This is a genomic window from Wansuia hejianensis (assembly GCF_014337215.1).
Taxonomy (GTDB): Bacteria; Bacillota; Clostridia; order Lachnospirales; family Lachnospiraceae; genus Scatomonas; species Scatomonas hejianensis.
Genome location: NZ_CP060635.1, coordinates 1,049,770 through 1,066,705 on the forward strand (window position 1 = coordinate 1,049,770; position 16,936 = coordinate 1,066,705).

18 protein-coding genes are annotated in these 16,936 nt (G+C 50.7%); 1 reads left to right on the forward strand and 17 read right to left on the reverse strand.

Features of this window, described 5'->3' with window-relative positions; translation table 11 throughout:
• Positions 1-9 precede the first annotated feature (9 nt).
• From hisB to H9Q79_RS04915, 14 genes are all read right to left on the reverse strand, one after another.
• Complete coding sequence (gene hisB / locus H9Q79_RS04850; protein WP_249329299.1) at positions 10-600, reverse strand: imidazoleglycerol-phosphate dehydratase HisB; 591 nt, start codon at positions 598-600, stop codon at positions 10-12.
• Position 601: 1 nt separating this feature from the next.
• Positions 602-1,903 carry a histidinol dehydrogenase gene (hisD, locus tag H9Q79_RS04855; RefSeq protein ID WP_118644462.1) on the reverse strand — a complete coding sequence of 434 codons (1,302 nt, stop codon included), beginning with the start codon at positions 1,901-1,903 and terminating at the stop codon, positions 602-604.
• Positions 1,904-1,919: 16 nt separating this feature from the next.
• On the reverse strand, positions 1,920-2,582 hold the full coding sequence (hisG, locus tag H9Q79_RS04860) for an ATP phosphoribosyltransferase (RefSeq protein WP_249329300.1): 663 nt from the start codon (positions 2,580-2,582) through the stop codon (positions 1,920-1,922).
• 20 nt (positions 2,583-2,602) lie between these two features.
• The gene (gene hisZ, locus H9Q79_RS04865) at positions 2,603-3,859 is read right to left on the reverse strand and encodes an ATP phosphoribosyltransferase regulatory subunit (RefSeq protein WP_118644460.1); all 1,257 of its coding nucleotides are present in this window, start codon (positions 3,857-3,859) and stop codon (positions 2,603-2,605) included.
• A gap of 59 nt (positions 3,860-3,918) precedes the next feature.
• Positions 3,919-4,452: a Holliday junction resolvase RecU gene (locus H9Q79_RS04870; protein WP_118644458.1), complete on the reverse strand. Its 534-nt coding sequence runs from the start codon at positions 4,450-4,452 to the stop codon at positions 3,919-3,921.
• 17 nt (positions 4,453-4,469) lie between these two features.
• The gene (lepB, locus tag H9Q79_RS04875) at positions 4,470-5,048 is read right to left on the reverse strand and encodes a signal peptidase I (RefSeq protein WP_118644456.1); all 579 of its coding nucleotides are present in this window, start codon (positions 5,046-5,048) and stop codon (positions 4,470-4,472) included.
• Positions 5,035-6,027, reverse strand: a complete 993-nt coding sequence (locus H9Q79_RS04880) for an RluA family pseudouridine synthase (RefSeq protein ID WP_249329301.1) — start codon at positions 6,025-6,027, stop codon at positions 5,035-5,037. Before H9Q79_RS04880 ends, lepB begins: the two co-directional genes overlap by 14 nt.
• 8 nt (positions 6,028-6,035) lie before the next feature.
• Entirely contained in the window at positions 6,036-6,659 is a 624-nt protein-coding gene (locus H9Q79_RS04885; RefSeq protein WP_147371436.1) for a hypothetical protein, read from the reverse strand.
• 88 nt (positions 6,660-6,747) lie between these two features.
• Positions 6,748-8,580 carry a YgiQ family radical SAM protein gene (locus H9Q79_RS04890; protein ID WP_118644452.1) on the reverse strand — a complete coding sequence of 611 codons (1,833 nt, stop codon included), beginning with the start codon at positions 8,578-8,580 and terminating at the stop codon, positions 6,748-6,750.
• A 17-nt stretch (positions 8,581-8,597) separates the two neighbouring features.
• Entirely contained in the window at positions 8,598-9,311 is a 714-nt protein-coding gene (locus H9Q79_RS04895; RefSeq protein ID WP_249329302.1) for a pseudouridine synthase, read from the reverse strand.
• Positions 9,311-10,672, reverse strand: a complete 1,362-nt coding sequence (locus tag H9Q79_RS04900) for an RsmB/NOP family class I SAM-dependent RNA methyltransferase (protein WP_249329303.1) — start codon at positions 10,670-10,672, stop codon at positions 9,311-9,313. The genes H9Q79_RS04895 and H9Q79_RS04900 overlap by 1 nt, the downstream gene beginning before the upstream one ends.
• Before the next feature lie 17 nt (positions 10,673-10,689).
• Positions 10,690-11,502 (reverse strand): GTP pyrophosphokinase, encoded by an 813-nt coding sequence (locus H9Q79_RS04905; protein WP_118644450.1) that lies wholly within the window; start codon positions 11,500-11,502, stop codon positions 10,690-10,692.
• 163 nt (positions 11,503-11,665) lie between these two features.
• Positions 11,666-12,550: a M23 family metallopeptidase gene (locus tag H9Q79_RS04910; protein WP_249329304.1), complete on the reverse strand. Its 885-nt coding sequence runs from the start codon at positions 12,548-12,550 to the stop codon at positions 11,666-11,668.
• Positions 12,551-12,663: 113 nt separating this feature from the next.
• Complete coding sequence (locus H9Q79_RS04915; RefSeq protein WP_118644448.1) at positions 12,664-14,121, reverse strand: aminoacyl-histidine dipeptidase; 1,458 nt, start codon at positions 14,119-14,121, stop codon at positions 12,664-12,666.
• Between the two features lie 210 nt (positions 14,122-14,331).
• Here H9Q79_RS04915 and H9Q79_RS04920 point away from each other — a divergent pair, with 210 nt between their 5' ends.
• Positions 14,332-15,264 (forward strand): hypothetical protein, encoded by a 933-nt coding sequence (locus tag H9Q79_RS04920; RefSeq protein ID WP_249329305.1) that lies wholly within the window; start codon positions 14,332-14,334, stop codon positions 15,262-15,264.
• Here the strand turns inward: H9Q79_RS04920 and H9Q79_RS04925 are convergent.
• From H9Q79_RS04925 to rsmD, 3 genes are read right to left on the reverse strand one after another with little or no spacing between them, the layout of a single operon-like run.
• Positions 15,247-15,867 carry an ATPase gene (locus tag H9Q79_RS04925; protein ID WP_249329306.1) on the reverse strand — a complete coding sequence of 207 codons (621 nt, stop codon included), beginning with the start codon at positions 15,865-15,867 and terminating at the stop codon, positions 15,247-15,249. The two genes, H9Q79_RS04920 and H9Q79_RS04925, sit on opposite strands and share 18 nt — an antisense overlap.
• Before the next feature lie 20 nt (positions 15,868-15,887).
• Positions 15,888-16,370, reverse strand: coding sequence for a pantetheine-phosphate adenylyltransferase (gene coaD / locus H9Q79_RS04930; RefSeq protein WP_118644442.1), 483 nt, complete (start codon positions 16,368-16,370; stop codon positions 15,888-15,890).
• Positions 16,370-16,936, reverse strand: a complete 567-nt coding sequence (rsmD, locus tag H9Q79_RS04935) for a 16S rRNA (guanine(966)-N(2))-methyltransferase RsmD (protein ID WP_118644440.1) — start codon at positions 16,934-16,936, stop codon at positions 16,370-16,372. Before rsmD ends, coaD begins: the two co-directional genes overlap by 1 nt.

A 16,936-nucleotide genomic window follows, 5' to 3' on the forward strand; every position in this document is an offset into this window, starting at 1 on the left:
TCCTCCTGTCTACAGGCTTCCCTTGGTGGAAAGCACGTCGGTGATTCTGGGGTCGAAGGCTGTCGCTTCATCCAGAGATTTCGCAAAGGATTTGAACAGCGCCTCCGCCATATGATGATTATTGCCTGGCTGCAAAATCCTCATGTGCAGATTCATTCCACAGCTGTAAGAAACCGCATAGAAAAACTCCCGGATCATCTCAGTGCCCATATCCCCCACCTTTTCGGAGGTGAATGCGCCGTCAAATACAAAATATGGGCGTCCGCCCAGATCTATGGCTGTCATCACCAGGCACTCATCCATGGGAAGAATGCTGCTTCCATAGCGGCGGATTCCCCTCTTGTCGCCCAGAGCGTGCCTGATAGCAGTCCCCAGGACGATCCCTGTATCCTCTATGGTGTGGTGGTCATCCACCTCCAGATCTCCCTTTACCTTTACCTTGAGATCAAACAGGCCGTGACGCGCAAAACCGGACAGCATGTGATCAAAGAAGCCGATGCCTGTCTCGGCCTCATAGCTTCCGCTGCCGTCCAGACAAAGCTCCAGTGAAATATCCGTCTCTCTGGTACTTCTTGTTTCCCTGGCAATTCTTTCGGTCATATCAAGACTCCTTTTCTTCAAAGCGCACCGCGATAGAATTCGCATGAGCTGTCAGCTGCTCACAGGCCGCAAACTGTTCAATATCATTGTGAATGGCTTCCAGAGCTTCCCGGGAGTAATAAATGACGCTGGATTTCTTCACAAAATCATCTACAGACAATGGGGAGAAAAACTTTGCCGTCCCGTTGGTAGGCAGGATGTGGTTCGGCCCGGCAAAATAATCGCCCAGCGGTTCACAGCTGTATTCTCCGATAAAAATTGCCCCGGCGTTCTTTATCTTAGTCATCACTTCAAATGGATTTTCCATCACAATCTCCAGATGTTCAGAAGCAATGGCATTGGCCGCTTCTATGGCATCCGCCTTTGCATCCGCAACCAGGATATACCCAAAATTATCCAGGGATTTTTCAATGATTGGCCGCCTGGACAGATGCTCCAGAAAACGGTCCACTTCCACGCTGACCTTTTCCGCCAGTTCCTGGCTGGTGGTGATCAGGATCGCGGAGGCCATTTCATCATGTTCTGCCTGGGAGAGCAGATCCGCCGCCACATAACGGGGGTTTGCAGATCTGTCGGCCAGAACGAGAATCTCGCTGGGTCCGGCGATGGAGTCTATGCTCACATTTCCATAGACTGCTTTTTTGGCCAGCGCCACGTAAATATTGCCAGGGCCGACAATTTTATCCACCTTCGGAATGCTTTCCGTACCATAGGCCAGCGCCGCTATTGCCTGAGCGCCTCCTGCCTTATACACTCTGTCCGCGCCTGCCTCATGGGCGGCTACAAGCACTGCCGGATTCACCCTGCCATCTGCATTGCAGGGCGTGGTCATGATGATCTCTGACACTCCCGCCACTTTAGCCGGCATGACATTCATCAGCACGGAGGACGGATAGACAGCCTTTCCACCGGGAACATAGACGCCCACACGGGCCATCGGAGTGATTTTCTGTCCCAGCAGCGTCCCATTCTCTTCACTGTTGAACCAACTGTTCTGGCGCTGCTTCTCATGATAAGACCGGATATTGACCAGAGCCTTGCGGATCACCTCCAGCAGCTTTTCATCCACTAACTGATAGGCTTTCTCTATTTCCTCCTCTTTAACCTGGATCGTCTCAGGCGTCAGGCGGGCCTTGTCAAATTTCTCAGTATATTCAAACAGTGCGGCGTCTCCTTTTTGTCTGACATTCTCTATAATTTCATTGACAGCCGCCTCATAAGCGCCATACTGGTTCGGGCTGCGCTTCAGCAGATTCTCCAGTATATTCTTCTTTGTCTCTTCTGTCAGTTTCACAATCCTCATTTTGTTCCACACTCCTTTATATACCGGCACTTCCCGCAGTATTGGAAATTTTCTGTTTTAGACTTTGAATCAGCCTGGTGATCCGCTCATTTTCCATTTTCATGCTGACGGGGTTGACAACCATGCGGGCGGAAAGAGGACAGATCTCTTCCAGGACCCTCAGTCCGTTTTCTTTAAGAGTTCCTCCCGTCTCAACGATGTCAACAATCACTTCAGCCAGCCCCACAATAGGCGCCAGTTCAATCGATCCATTCAGCTTAATCAGCTCGACGGTCTGGTTCTTCTGGTTATAGAAATAATCCTTCGCAATATTGGGATATTTGGTAGCCACCCGGATTAACTGGTTGTGGTTTAAATATCCTCTGGCAGCTTCCGGACCACAGACGCACATTTTACAGGCGCCGAAGCCCAGATCCAGGACTTCATACAACTTCCGGCCCTCTTCCATGATCGTATCCTTGCCGACAATTCCGATGTCGGCGGCGCCGTATTCCACATAGGTCGGAACATCAGGCCCCTTAGCCAGAAAGAAACGCAGCTTTTTTTCCTCATTTACAAAGATCAGCTTCCGGGAGTCCTTATCCTTCATTTCTTCACAGGTTATCCCTACTTTTTCCAACAGATCCAGCGTTTTGAACGCCAGACGCCCTTTTGCCAGGGCGAAGGTCAAATATCTCATGGCCGTTATCCTCTCTTTAATTAATCGCAGTAGCTGCTGGCATCCACAGGCGCCACCTCTCCGGAAGACAGATTGATGGCATAAACCTCCGTCTCGGAACGGAAATAAATGATTCCTCCGAACTGGTTTCTCTTGCCATAGGCCCGGTAATCATCCAGCACCTTCCCCTGCTCAAACCGGACGCAGGCCACATCCAGCTTCTGCTCCCGGTGCGACCGGGCGAAACGAATTGCCAGCTTTTCCAGCCGTTCCGGATAAAGCACCATGGTTTTAATATCAGCAATTGGCAGGCGGATATTCTGGCGTTCAATCGCATTCAGAAGGGAATCCACCTCCGTGGCGAATCCAACGGCCGGGGCCTTTTTCCCGAACTTTTCAAGGAGATTGTTATAGCGGCCGCCTTTTATGACTGCATCGCCCGATCCGTAGGTGTATGCCTGAAAGATGATTCCTGTATAGTATTCGTAATTGCTCAGCAGGCTCAAATCATAAGAAATAAACTTTTCGCAGCCATAGGCAGTCAGGATCTCATGGATCTTTTCCAGACGGCAGACCGCTGCGCGGGCCCGGTCGTTCTCCGTCAGCTTCCTGGCCCTGGCCAGCACCTCCGCGTTGCCGAACAGATCCGGTATCTGCCGGAATGCTTCCTCCAGATCTTTTCGCAGCTTCAGCTTCTCAACCAGCTCCTGGGCTCCGAACCGGTTCTTGATCGTCAGCAGCTTCCTCAGCTCCAGGATTGTATCCTCTTCCATCATTGCTTCCTCTACCAGAGAACGGAAGAAGTCTGCAGACCCGATGCTGACCTGGAATTCGGAAAGCCCCGCCCTTTTCATAATGGAAACCACCAGCGCAATAATCTCAGCGTCTGCCTCAGGGCTGTCTTCATTTAGAAATTCCACGCCCATCTGGGTGCTTTCCTTCAGCCTGCCCTGATAGCTGGAATTATTAATAAATACGCTTCCTTCGTAACAGAGCCTGACAGGCATTGTCTCTTCCGAAAAATACATGGACGCCGCCCTGGCTATGGACGGTGTAAAATCCGGGCGCAGTACCAGCGTATTGCCTTCGCGGTCAAAAAATTTATAGAGGTTTTTAGAGGCAATCGTGCCGACCTCCTTGCTGAACACATCAAAAAATTCAAAAGAAGGCGTCTCGATGGACTGATAGCCATAGGAACGGAGCAGCTTCTCAATCTGCCGCTGAAGATACCTCTTTTTATCACATTCCTGGCCATAGATGTCCCGGACTCCTTCCGGCGTATGTATCAAACGTTTCATTTTCTGTTCTCCCTAAAATACTTTAGTCTGCTACCATATTACCACATGAAATCATTTTGTCAATCCCTCTCCAGCAAATCTTTTTGCACGCCTTCCAGATAAGGCACAAAAATTCCATGCTCCTGTTTCAGTTCATAGGCGGGGTCCAATTCCTGAAGCCTGAAGCGTTTCAGCCCCCCTCTGTCCGCCCGGTCCACATATCGGCAGAGCTCGGAAAAACGCAGATAGTAAAAGAAATCCCTGGCTGAGAAATACAGCAGAAGGAAAGCAATGCCCTTCTGCCGTTCAAAGTCAGCCATGAACTGTATCTGATGCTGATGTACATTTGCCAGAGGAAAAGTATCCGTCTTACACTCCTTTGCGTCAAAACAGACAGGAATCCCCTGTACAGCGCCTATGTAATCCACGGTGCTTTTCTGTTCAAAATACGCCAATGTGATATGGCGGTGTTCTTTGTCAATCTTAATCGGTGTGATCGGCGTAGGAACCTTCTGGATCAGAGCCAGGCCCTTTTCCCGGTACTGTTCATTCGTCCTATTCACTAGTTCCTCCAGCGTCGAGCCTCTCAGCCCTCTGGAATTCCAGGTACTCATCTGAGCCGCCCTCCTTCTCAGTTCAATAGCTTGATTTTGTTCAGAGGCCAGTAACGCAGCACCGCCTTGCCCAGTATCTTATCCCTGCTCACATATTTATTGATCCAGAACCGGGAATCCCTGGACAGATTCCGGTTATCTCCCATCATGAAATAGCTGTCTTCCGGCACCTGATAAACTCCGTCTCCATCACTAAGCGGGGTCTCCGGGCAGAAACTGTCATCCAGAGGCTCTTCCGAATCGTTAATATATACCTTTCCGTCCTTGATGGTCACAGTCTCGCCGGGCAGGCCGATCACCCGTTTGATAAACAACTGCTTTTCATCATCCGGATACCGGAAAATCACAATATCAAACCGCTGGGGATCTCCAAATTTATACGCCAGCCGGTTCCCAAAAATCTGGTCGCCCACCATGATTGTGTTTTCCATTGACTCAGACGGAATCCTGGCGTTGATAATCAGAAAGCTCTGAACCAGGACGACTGCCACAACAACGATTAATATCATGCGCACGTATTCCCAGACTTCTCTTCCAATGCTTCTTTTCTCTTCCTTCTCCTGAATTTCCCCTTGCTCTCTTTCAGCTTTTTTCATGTAAACTCTCCTGTCGATGCAATTGTTCCAGAAGCCTCTCCAACTGATCCGGAAGAGGTGCTGTTATTGTCTTTGATGACAGATTCTTAAAGATGCCTTCCATCTCTGGAAACACTACCTGCCAGGCGTGCAGGAACTGGCGCCGCAGGCCATATGCCTTCTCGAATCTCTGATTATATTTCCGGTTCCCATATTTCACGTCTCCGGCGATGGGATGGCCTGTATAGGCCAGATGGCTGCGGATCTGGTGGGTTCTCCCCGTGATCAGCTCCACCTTCAGCAGAGTGCCTTCCTCATACCAGGCAGCCGGCTCGTAACAAGTCTCTATGTAAGACGCATGCTCTGCCGGGAGATCGGAGACGGTAACCTTGTTCGTCTTAGGGTTCTTCCGCAGATAGCCTGCGATCCTCCTGGTCTCCTGTACGGTTCCCTGAACCAGACAGAGATAATACTTTTTCATCGTGCGCTGCTTCAGCATCAGTGAAAGTTCCCTGGCCGCAGCCAGATGCTTTCCCGACAGCACAATGCCGCTCGTATTCCGGTCCAGACGGTTGCACACGCCTGGCTGAAATACTCTGAGCCCCTCAGAAGTGACAGCCCCCTCCTTCAGCAGATATCCCGTCAGATATTCCGCCAGCGAGACATCCGACTGCTCCGCCTTCTGAGAGAGCATTCCCGCAGGCTTATTGACGATCAGGACATCTTCGTCCTCATATAGCACATATTTCTGGTCCAATACCGGGTATTCTCCGGCAGGCGCCGCTGAAAATTTCCGCATCGTCTCCTCTGAGAAAAAAAACTTCAGACTGTCTCCGCACTTCAGCAGTTCCTTTCCCTCGGCTTTTTTACCATTCAGGACGATGTTCTTCTTTCGCAGCATTTTATACAGGAAGCTCTTGCCGGCCTCTGGCAGGCAGCGGTTCAGGAATTTATCCAGCCTCTGTCCGGCTTCCGTTTCCCTTATGATGATTTCCTTCATATTCCTCCCTACAGGGCGATTGCCATGAGAATATGCTTGACAACTTCATTTCTGGACAGATCAGGATATTTTTCATAAGGTTTAAAATTCTCATTGGCAGCCGCTTCAAATTCAGTCTGCCTGTTCCTCAGGGTATCCAGCCGTTCCAGAAAAGCCTTTTTCTGGGTACGGTCAAAAATTTTTACCGTGGCCTTGTAGTGGTCGGCGCGAAGCGTCTTGCGGATATGTTCCTCCATAAATTCCAGATCCTTGTGTTTTATCTCCCTGTCTGTATAAGCGGTCACATAATCCCCGCAGACAGCCGTCGCATCCAGAAACAGATTCTTCTCCTGAGTCGTCAGAAACAGTTCGTACACCATAAGCAGGCTCCCCGCCCTTGACGAAATCTCCTGATACAGCTCGGCGCTCATGGGCTTACGCATCCACATCATGATCATTCCAACAGCAGACATACAGGCCGGAATACAGCCAACCATGGCAATGACCGTATAAATGTTCATCCGGTCTCCCTTGTTCAGCACCAGGCCTATGATAAAAAACGCCATGGGCAGAAGAAAAAAAGCAAGTGTTTTCAATAAACGGGTAACCTTCTGTCTCTTGATGTACCCGTAATCACCTTTCCGTATTTTCATTCTGTTCGTCCTTTCCATCCCGAAACGGCGGGGCCGTCTCCATACCGCCAATTTTACCAAAAAAAACACAATAGTACAAGAGTAACTATTATTTCCCCCGCTTCCGTGGGAGATCACGCTTTTCCGAACCCCTCCGCGGCCGGATCAGGCATTTGGGGCCATAACCGATCAAGTCTTTTCTTCCGCAGGCCAGGAGCGCTTCCCGCACCAGATCGTAATTCTGGGGCAGACGGTACTGGATCAGGGCCCGCTGCATGGCTTTTTCGTGAACTCCCCTCGGAACATGCAGCGTTTTGCCGGTTAAGGGATTCTTGCCGGTATAATACATGCAGGTTGACACTGTGGATGGCGTCGGATAAAAATCCTGAGCCTGTTCCGGAATGAAGCCCATGTCGCGGATGTACTCGGCCAGCTTCACTGCGTCGGACAGCGTACTTCCCGGATGGGAAGACATAAAATAAGGCAGTATAAACTGTTCATGCCCAGACTTCCGGTTGCATTCATTAAATTTCCCGACAAATTTCTCGTAGACAGCATGCGCCGGCTTCCCCATACAGGCCAGCACTCGTTCCGACACGTGTTCCGGTGCCACCCGCAGCTGGCCGCTGACGTGATGGGCAACCAATTCTCTCAGAAAAGCATCGCTGTGGTCAGCCATCACATAGTCGAAACGGATCCCCGAACGGATGAAAACCTTCTTTACTCCCGGAAGGCTCCTCAGAGTCTTCAGAATCCGGATATATTTGGTATGATCTGCTTTCAGATTCGGGCAGGGTTCCGGAAAAAGGCACTGGCGATGGCTGCATACGCCTTTCTTCAGCTGTTTTCCGCAGGCAGGACCGGTGAAATCAGCGGTCGGTCCCCCAACGTCGTGGATATATCCCTTAAAATCCTTTTCCTGTATCAGAATCTTAGCTTCCCGCGACAGAGAATCTTCACTCCGGGCCTGCACCACCCTTCCCTGATGAAAGGTCAGTGCGCAGAAATTGCAGCCACCGAAGCATCCCCGGTTGCTGGTGAGCGAAAATTTAATCTCTGAAAACGCCGGAATGCCTCCCTCCCTGTCGTATTTTGGGTGCCAAGTCCGCATATAGGGAAGCTCATAGACGTCGTCCAGCTCCTGTTCCGTCAGGGGAAGCGCCGGAGGATTCTGTACCACATAGCCTCTGCTGCCATAGGATTCCACTAACACTTTTCCCGTGACCGCATCAGTATTTTCGTACTGGATCTGAAAGCTCCTGGAATAGGCACCTTTGCTGGCGGACGTTTCTTCATAATCCGGCAGTCGAATACTGTCCGGCATGGGCGGAAGCTCTTTTGTCCGGTAAACGGTGCCGGCTATGAAGGTCAGCTCCCGGACGGTCAGGCCGCTGTCCAGGGCGTCGGCGATCTCCACGATGGAATGCTCTCCCATTCCATAGGAAATAAGATCTGCGCCGGAATCCAGAAGCACAGAGCGCTTTACGCTGTCCGACCAATAGTCATAGTGGGCAAGCCTTCTGAGGCTCGCTTCAATGCCTCCCAGAATAACCGGCGTATGCTTATAGGTTCTGCGGATCAGGTTGCCGTATACCGTAACTGCCCGGTCAGGCCTCAGTCCCATTTTCCCGCCCGGAGAATAGGCATCCTCCCTCCGGCGCTTTTTTGCGGCCGTGTAATGGTTCACCATGGAATCCATATTTCCGGAGGAGACCAGGAACGCCAGCCTTGGTTCTCCCAGAAGAGAAATGCTCTCGTCCTTTTTCCAATCCGGCTGCGCGATCAAGCCCACAGAATAGCCGTGAGATTCCAGCACCCGGCTGATTACGGCCGGACCAAAGGAGGAATGATCCACATAGGCGTCTCCAATCACATATACAAAATCCAGCTGGCTGATTCCCCTCTGTTCCATCTCTTCTCTGGTTGTCGGCAAAAATCCCATGTTCGTCACTCTTTCTTTCAATTTGTAATTAACTGTATTTCTTCAGGCGTCAGACTGCGCCACTCCCCTTTTCGCAGATTTTCATCCAAGGCAAGCGGCCCCATAGAAAGCCGTTTCAGATAGACCACCCGCTTTCCCGACGCCTCAAACATCCGTTTTATCTGATGATACCGGCCTTCCGTCAGTGTGACGCGGACCCTGCTGGTCTCACCTGACGAAAGGATGTCCAAACCGGCCGGAAGCGTGTTTGTGGGATCTCCGATATCGATTCCTTCTTTAAACCTCTTTTGGTCCTCCTCAGTCACCGGGCCATCAATCTCTGCGTAATAGACCTTTTCCACATGGTGCTTCGGTGAAAGGAGTTTGTGGGCCAGAGAGCCGTCGTTGGTAATGAGCAGCAGCCCTTCCGTATCCTTGTCCAGCCGTCCCACCGGAAACAGGTCATCCCTGCGGATATCAGGGAGCAGATCCAGGACTGTCCTGTCACGGCGGTCCTCCGTAGCACTTACAACGCCCGCAGGCTTATGCAGCAAGTAATATTCCAGTTCCCTGTAGCCCACCGGATTCCCCAGGACACAGATCCGGTCGGAGCCAGGAACCACTTTCATCTCCGGCCGTGTGGCCGCCTCTCCGTTCACTGTGACTTGTCCCTTCCGGATCATCTGTTTCAGCCTGGATCTGGTTTCCACATTCATATCTGATAAATATTTGTCCAGACGAAGCTGTTTCATCACTGCCACCTCCATCCCGGGCAGTATTTATTCTTCAACACAGCGCCCGAGGCCTTGGCCCAGCCCAGCGGATAGCCGTCTGTGCACACCAGACGCCAGGGAAAGCCCGAAGCTGTCCGGCTGTCAATTTCCAGAGTTTCTCCCTTCAGGTATTTTACTGTTCTTGGGTCATCCGACAACAAATCCACAGTCTCCCCAAACTCCTCTTTTCTCAGCGCCATTGCCAGTGCCTGGGACGGTTCAAAGCGGTTCTTATTCCAGGTACCCATCAACAGGCCGCTTCTCAGATATCGAAGACCCTTCTTCCTGCGCATGCCCGGTGTCAGGTAATAAAGCTGATCCCTTTCCAGCAGAAAACCGCCCTCTGAAAAGTCTTTTCTGATATGGGCCAGAAAATCTCTGATTCCTTCCGGAAGCTGCCCGCCGGAAATGATTGGCTCCTCCGCCTCCTCCCGCGCTGCCGGGGCCGCGCCATCCTCCCGTTTCCTCAGCAGGACAAGGAAATGGCCTTCTCCCTTCATCTTGTGAGGGAAAATCCTGACTGCGTCAGAAAGCCCGCAGAAACCCGGCACAAACCCTTCGTAAGGCCTGACCGGAACAGTTTCCAGCTCCGGATGGCGGTCCAGAAGCTGAAGGATACATTCCTCATCCTCTTCTCTGGAAAACGTGCAGGTGGAATATAGCATCATACCGCCGGGCCGGAGCATCTGAAACCCATGCTCTGCCAGACTCCTCTGTATTTCCAGATAACTTCCAGGAGGCGCAGTCTCCCAATGGACGGCCATCCGGCTGTCACGGCGGAACATCCCCTCGCCGGAGCAGGGCGCGTCTATCAGTATTTTATCAAAGTAACCCGGGTAGGCCTCTGCCAGCCGCTCCGGACGTTCACCCGTAACGAACAGATTGGGAATCCCGGCCAGCTCCAGATTCTTTACAAGAGCTTTAGCCCTGGAAACACTAATATCATTGGCCAGCAGAAATCCCTCTCCTGCCAGGCGCGCTCCCAGCTCCGTCGCCTTCCCTCCGGGAGCCGCACAGAGATCCAGCACCCGGTCCCCCGGAACAACCGGAAGCCTGCTGGCCGGAGTCATAGCGCTGGGCTCCTGAAGATAGTAAAGACCCGCATAGTAATGAGGATGCCGGGCCGGAGCGCAAGCATCCTCATAATAAAAACCATTCTCTATCCAGGGAATCTGTTCCAGAGAACATCCGGAAATCCGGCAAAAATCCGACGAACGGAGCTTCATGGAATTCACCCGCAGGCCATGGGCCGCCGGCTTCTGAAAGCTCTCCAGATATTCGCTGTATTCATCTCCCAGAAGTTCTTTCATTGCTTCACAATAACGTTCAGGCAACTTCATCTGCAGTCTGTTCCCTCCTACTGTTCTTCGGTAACGCTCTGAGCCCGGTATCCCTCCGCGATGATATCCAGCTGCTGATGAAAACGCCTCAGCTCATCCAGATCGTTCAGCGAATACACCCGGTAAAATTCTTCCTGGATCTTCTCCACTTCCCGTTTGTTCGCAATCCGGTACAGATTCTCAATCGTATTCAGGATATCCGCCACCAGCCGGTGCTGAAGCTGAGACGAAAGCTGCGCGTCCATGATCTCACTGCGCACGGACGACATCTCATTGTCCAGAGAAATAATAGCATCTGCCGCATTGCTCAGTCTTGCCTTGATATGCTCGGGGATGTTCGTCTTATATTTATATTGAAGCGAATGTTCTACCGTCGCCCAGAAATCCATGGCCATGGTCCGGATCTGGATCTCGACCTGCAGTTCCTTCGGCCCGTCGATGGTCTGAACCGTATAGAGAGCGATCAGATGATAGCTTCTGTAGCCACTCTGCTTCTGCTTCTTCACATAGTCTTTTTCGTAAAGAATTTTAATATCAGAACGTGCTTCAATGAGCTGCGCCACCTTCCTGATGTCCTCGACAAACTGGCAGATAATCCGGATGCCTGCAATATCCTCCACCAGTTCCTCCATACGCTCCATCGGTATTTCTTTTTTCTGCATTTTTTCCAGAATACTGGAAATAGTTTTCACCCTGCCGCTGACATGTTCAATCGGGCAGTAAACACCACGCTCCCGGTGCTCTTTTTTCATATGACTAAACTTCAGGACCAGCTCATTTACAGCCAGCTCATATGGACTCAATATCTTATGCCATAACAAGATATCCATCGTATTTCATTGCTCTCCCTATTCTCTGTTAATAGTTACAGTATAACATACGTTGTGGAACAGTGCAAACTGTTCCCCGCCCCGTCAGGGGCATGCGTTACGGGATACTCTGGAGTATACGTTGTGGAACAGTGCAAACTGTTCCCCCTGCCTGCATAGGCATTCAGCTCTCCGCCAGGGCGTGCACCTTCCTGTTCCCTTCCAATACGCGCAGCACTGAATACGGGTTGACGCTGATCTCTCTTCCGTCCTCAGTGTTGAAATAAATCCCAAAATGCAAATGGACCGGAAACTGTCCCGTCGTTCCTTCGTCCCCATAGCCGCTGTCACCCATCAGCCCCAGTACCTCTCCTGCCTTCACAGCGTCGCCCACCTGGAAATCTCGTTCATATGTATAGAGATGGGCATAGTAGAAGTAGCCTCCGTTCATGCTTCGTATCCCAATCCGGTACCCCCCCAGCGGCAGCCATCCGATCTTTTCCACAAAACCGTCGGTCGCACTGACAACCGGATAATACCCCCGCGGCGTTTCGCCCTCCTGCCCCTGTTCCGCGCAAAATACATCGCAGCCCTCATGGCGCCTCTCTCCCTGATAACTCCGCTCACTCATCCAGGAGTCCTCAAATTCAGTGACCGTAGTTCCATTGCTGTCGGCGGCTACCGGAAACCAGGAGATTCCTTTCCAGACCGCAGAATATGCTTCTCTCAAAAGGGCATATTCCTCCGGCTTATACTTCATCAGAATCCTGTATCCCCGTCTGAACTCTCCTTCTGTCATTTTCGTATGATCAGTCAGCTTAAAGCGGTTCATGACCATGAAAACTGTCATCGCATCTGCCTGATCAATCTGATACCGGCCTGAAAATTCCAGAAGTTTCCCATATGCTTTAACTGAAACTGCCTGCTCACGGAACTCCTCGCTTTCCGCCGAATATAAATTCAAATCCCCTGTCACTGCGGTGATCTGCAGCCGGTGAATCAGCAGCAGGTTCAGAAACCACAGCGCAAAAAATAGAAGGCTCCATTTGAGATAACGGTTTGTTTTCATGGCAATGCCCCCGGAATCTGTCAGGAATCCTTCTATTATATGCATGGCCCCGGAGAAATATGTCTCCTGCTGTGTCTTGAGTCTCTGATACGACAGCCTCCGGTTTTAAAAAATTATATGGCCGCAGCCTGTTCTTTCAGAATTTCAAGCACCAGCTCATAAACTCTCTGAACGGATGAGACAGACATCGTCTCTTCTGTCGTATGAATATCCCGGAGATCTGGTCCCATGGACACACATTCCAGACCCGGCAGATTCTCATAGAACAGCCCGCATTCCAAGCCTGCGTGGATTACTTCAATTTCAGGCCTGCGGCCGCTCAGCTTCTCACAGACTGCAGCCACCCGGTCCCGGAAAGGAGACTTCTCCTGATACTCCCATGCGGGATAAGCCCCCTCAACCTCATAATCACCGCCCAGAAATTCTGTCAGATAGCAGATTCTGTCTGACACTGCCTCTTTTGCACTGCCAACTGAACTGCGCACGCTGGAGCAGCAGTAAAACTCCTCCGGCTGAAGCTTCATAATCCCCAGATTACAGGAAGTCTCCACAAGCCCCTGAATTTCCCCGCTCATTTTGATCACTCCATTTGGGACGTTCATCAGATAAAAAATGACTTTCTGAAGGCTGATGGGATTCAAACCTGGCTTCACGCCACCGCCTTTCTTCTGAACCGACAGCTCTACATTCCCGTCACATCCCCGGTACTCTCTTTTCAATTCTGCATCCAGGCGTCTGACCGCCGCCAAAAGCTCATCCTCATTCTCACCGTCAATGCCCACCAGTAAGGCAGTCTCCCTCGGTATCGCATTATCCTTTGTTCCACCTTCCAGCTCTCCCAGAACATATTCAAACTGCTGATCCAGGCAATAGAGAAGACGTCCCGCCAGCAAATTGGAATTCGCGCGGTTCTTATCAATTTCACTTCCTGAATGGCCGCCAGTCAGACCACATATCTGTACTTCAAACCACTCAGCTGATACCTCCCCGTAATGCACCGGTATTCTAGTCTTTCCGGTCATACCTCCGGCACAGCCTGCCAGAAGAATCCCTTCCTCTTCTGAATCCAGATTCAGCATGAGCCTGCCTTTCAGAAGAGAATAGTCCAGAGCCGCCGCCCCCAGAAGCCCAATTTCTTCATCTGTCGTAATCACCGCCTCCAGCGCCGGATGGACGATTGAATCATCCTCCAGAATAGCCAGAATATAGGCCAAAGCAATCCCGTCATCTCCTCCCAGGGTCGTATCCTCAGCATATACCAGATCTCCGTCAACCCGCAGCTTCAGCGGATCCCTCAGGAAATTATGCCTTGATCCCGGCTTCTTCTCACAGACCATATCACAATGCCCCTGCAAAATTACAGCGGCCGCTTTTTCACACCCTGCAGATGCATCCTTACGGATGATCACGTTATTGGCATCATCCCTGTGAGCCCATAACCCATGCTTTTCAGCAAACCCCATCAGATAACTGCTGATTCCATCCGTATTACCGGACCCTCTGGGAATCCTGCTGATCTCTTCAAAATAGTAAAAAACCCTTTCCGGCTGTAGCCCCTTCAACGCTTCCATACTGTCACCTTCTTTGTCCATGATTATATCTAAAAGTTAATTCTTACACAACTAATCCAAAAAAGCAAGGCATATACATATACTAATTTAAAATTATGGTTTTGTGGCAAAGAAGTGGATACCTGACGAAAAGCAGCGGGCAGCCTCCCCGGTGTGTTCGTCCGGGTATCCAACATCACTTCTCCGCAAAACCAAAATATTTGGAGGATTATGAAGAAAAAATACCTTCTCCTGTTTCTCCCCCTGCTACTCTTCCTTTTTCTTTTTCCAAAAGAGAGCCTTCAAGCCTCCGGCCAGGGGGTTGATCTCTGGTTTCATACGGTTCTGCCCACCCTGCTTCCTTTCATCATCCTCTCTAACATTCTGGTCCGCTCTGGATTCATACTGCCGCTGCTTGCCAGGTTGAATCCGCTCTGGAACCGGCTTCTGGGAATTTCTTCCGGAGGAGCCTATGCCTGGATACTGGGGCTGCTCTGCGGTTATCCCATGGGTGCCCGGCTGACGGCCAATCTCTGCCGGGATGGGGAGATTTCCAGGGAAGAGGGGATTTTCCTCCTATGTTTCTGTAACAATGCCAGCCCCATGTTCTTATCGGGTTTTCTTGTGCTGCAAAAATTCCAGAGTGCTTCTCTGATGCTGCCGGTTTGTCTGGTATATTATGGAGCCTCTTTTATCACCATGTTTATTTTTCGTATCCGGTGCCGGCGCTTTAAGGTTCACAGCCAGGCTCCTGCAAAAAAAGAGACCTCTCATCCGCTCTCTCTGGGAGAACTGATGGATGTCTCTATTATGGACGGTTTTGACGTAATCGCACGCCTGGGTGGTTATATCATCTTGTTCACTATCTATTCAAGCATGCTTGCTAAGCTGTGCAAACCGATCCCTTTTCTTCACCCGGTATTGGCCATGCTTCTGGAAATCACTACAGGTACAGGCACCGTGCTGGCTTCTGCCTGGAGCGGAAAGCTTAAATTCGCCTTCATCCTCGCGGGCATTGCATTCGGCGGCCTGTCCACCGTCGCTCAGACCAGCAGTATGATCCGGGGTAGCGGACTGTCTGCTGCAGCCTATGTAAAAGCCAAGCTGCTTCAAGGTCTTGTCACCTTTCTGGCAGCGTGGGTATTTTTATTCTTCCTCGTCTAAATCCTCATCAAAGGACATATCCGAAATATCCACCGGTTCTTCTGACGGAAGATCGACGGAACCCTGGGGAGATAGCTCGCTTCTGTTCTTGTTGACGATATCATAACAGCTTTGCAGAGAACCAACGAAATTGCTATATCTCTCGCCTACATCTGCCAGGGCGTTGCCCATGATCTGGGACAGGTTTGCCAGCATGTCGTCTGTATAGGAAATAGCGCTCATCCGGATATTATTAGCGTCCTGCTGTGCAGAATCCAAAATCCCCTGAGCCTGCTGATTCGCCGTGTTAACTGTCTCGTTGGCCTGGGCATAAGCCTGCTGCATGATCTCAGTCTGCGCAACAAGCTCCTTCGCATGGGCCTGAGCCTCCGCTATGATATTATCCGCCTTGGACTGGGCATCGGCCAGGATGGCATCCTTATTGCTGATGATTTTCTGATATCTCTTGATCTCATCCGGAGTCTTCAGGCGAAGCTCCCTCAGTAATTCTTCCAGTTCTTCTTTATTAACTACGATCTTCGTAGTGGATAAAGGCTGATATCTACAGCTCTCGACATATTCTTCAATTTCTTCAATGATCTGCTCAATTCTGCTGCTGCTCATACTTTTTTCTCCTTATCACATTATTCTCGCGAAGTCTTTTTGCGAATCTCCTCTGCAACGAATTCCGGAACAAATTTGCTGATATCCCCGTCAAAAGCGGCAACCTCTTTGACCGTAGTGGAGCTCAGATATGCATATTCCAGAGATGTAATCAAAAATGTTGTATCTATATCAGGTGCTAATATACGGTTAGTCTGTGCCATCTGCAATTCATATTCAAAATCAGTGATCGCGCGTAATCCTCTGACAATCACTTTGGCATTGCAGGCCCTTGCAAAATCTACCGACAACCCGCAGAAGGGTTTTACCTTCACATTCGGGATATTCTCTGTTGCTTTCTCTAGTATATTAACACGTTCTTCGACAGAAAACAACGGCGTTTTTGCAGAATTATGCAAAACACCAATGATTACCTCGTCGAACAGTTCACTGGCTCTCCGGACAACATCCAGATGCCCGTTTGTTACCGGATCAAAGGTTCCAGGATATACTGCTGTTCTCATCACTCTTCTCTCTCCCCTGTGCGCCGCATAAATATGTGGGCGTTCGTCTTGTATTTCTTTTCTTTTATAATTTCGTATCCTGAATGGTTCAGCCAGGAAAAGTCTGTCTTCAATGAAGCTTCGATGACAAATAAAGTCCGGTCTGTAATGCAGCCTGCTCCTTCAAACCGTTCCAAAAGCTCCCGTTCCAGCCCCTTCAAATACGGAGGGTCCATAAAAACCACGTCAAACGGCTCTTCACTCCTCAGCTGTTCCACGGCCTGTCTGGCATCAGCCACCAGCAGCAATGCGGATTCGGAAAGTCTGGTGAACTGGAGGTTCTCCCTGATACAGGCGGCTGCCCGCCGGTTCTGCTCCACAAAACAGCAAAAAGCCGCTCCGCGGCTTAACGCCTCAATGCCGATTGCTCCGCTCCCTCCAAACAGGTCAAGGAAACGGCAGTCCGGCAGATAGGGCTGCAGCATATTAAATAACGTCTCTTTCACACGGTCCGTTGTAGGCCTTGTGTCCGTTCCAGGCACTGTCTTCAGCGGAAGGCTCCTGCATTTACCTGCTATAACTCTCAT

Coding starts and splice junctions, on each gene's coding strand:
- hisZ (WP_118644460.1), bottom strand. CDS start 3,859: ATGAAACGTTTGATACATACGCCGGAAGGAGTCCGGGACATCTATGGC.
- hisG (WP_249329300.1), bottom strand. CDS start 2,582: ATGAGATATTTGACCTTCGCCCTGGCAAAAGGGCGTCTGGCGTTCAAA.
- H9Q79_RS04885 (WP_147371436.1), bottom strand. CDS start 6,659: ATGAAAATACGGAAAGGTGATTACGGGTACATCAAGAGACAGAAGGTT.
- H9Q79_RS04910 (WP_249329304.1), bottom strand. CDS start 12,550: ATGAAAACAAACCGTTATCTCAAATGGAGCCTTCTATTTTTTGCGCTG.
- H9Q79_RS04915 (WP_118644448.1), bottom strand. CDS start 14,121: ATGGAAGCGTTGAAGGGGCTACAGCCGGAAAGGGTTTTTTACTATTTT.
- rsmD (WP_118644440.1), bottom strand. CDS start 16,936: ATGAGAGTTATAGCAGGTAAATGCAGGAGCCTTCCGCTGAAGACAGTG.
- H9Q79_RS04920 (WP_249329305.1), top strand. CDS start 14,332: ATGAAGAAAAAATACCTTCTCCTGTTTCTCCCCCTGCTACTCTTCCTT.
- H9Q79_RS04905 (WP_118644450.1), bottom strand. CDS start 11,502: ATGGATATCTTGTTATGGCATAAGATATTGAGTCCATATGAGCTGGCT.
- H9Q79_RS04890 (WP_118644452.1), bottom strand. CDS start 8,580: ATGGGATTTTTGCCGACAACCAGAGAAGAGATGGAACAGAGGGGAATC.
- H9Q79_RS04895 (WP_249329302.1), bottom strand. CDS start 9,311: ATGAAACAGCTTCGTCTGGACAAATATTTATCAGATATGAATGTGGAA.
- lepB (WP_118644456.1), bottom strand. CDS start 5,048: ATGAAAAAAGCTGAAAGAGAGCAAGGGGAAATTCAGGAGAAGGAAGAG.
- hisD (WP_118644462.1), bottom strand. CDS start 1,903: ATGAGGATTGTGAAACTGACAGAAGAGACAAAGAAGAATATACTGGAG.
- H9Q79_RS04925 (WP_249329306.1), bottom strand. CDS start 15,867: ATGAGCAGCAGCAGAATTGAGCAGATCATTGAAGAAATTGAAGAATAT.
- H9Q79_RS04880 (WP_249329301.1), bottom strand. CDS start 6,027: ATGAAGGAAATCATCATAAGGGAAACGGAAGCCGGACAGAGGCTGGAT.
- coaD (WP_118644442.1), bottom strand. CDS start 16,370: ATGAGAACAGCAGTATATCCTGGAACCTTTGATCCGGTAACAAACGGG.
- hisB (WP_249329299.1), bottom strand. CDS start 600: ATGACCGAAAGAATTGCCAGGGAAACAAGAAGTACCAGAGAGACGGAT.
- H9Q79_RS04900 (WP_249329303.1), bottom strand. CDS start 10,672: ATGAAGTTGCCTGAACGTTATTGTGAAGCAATGAAAGAACTTCTGGGA.
- H9Q79_RS04870 (WP_118644458.1), bottom strand. CDS start 4,452: ATGAGTACCTGGAATTCCAGAGGGCTGAGAGGCTCGACGCTGGAGGAA.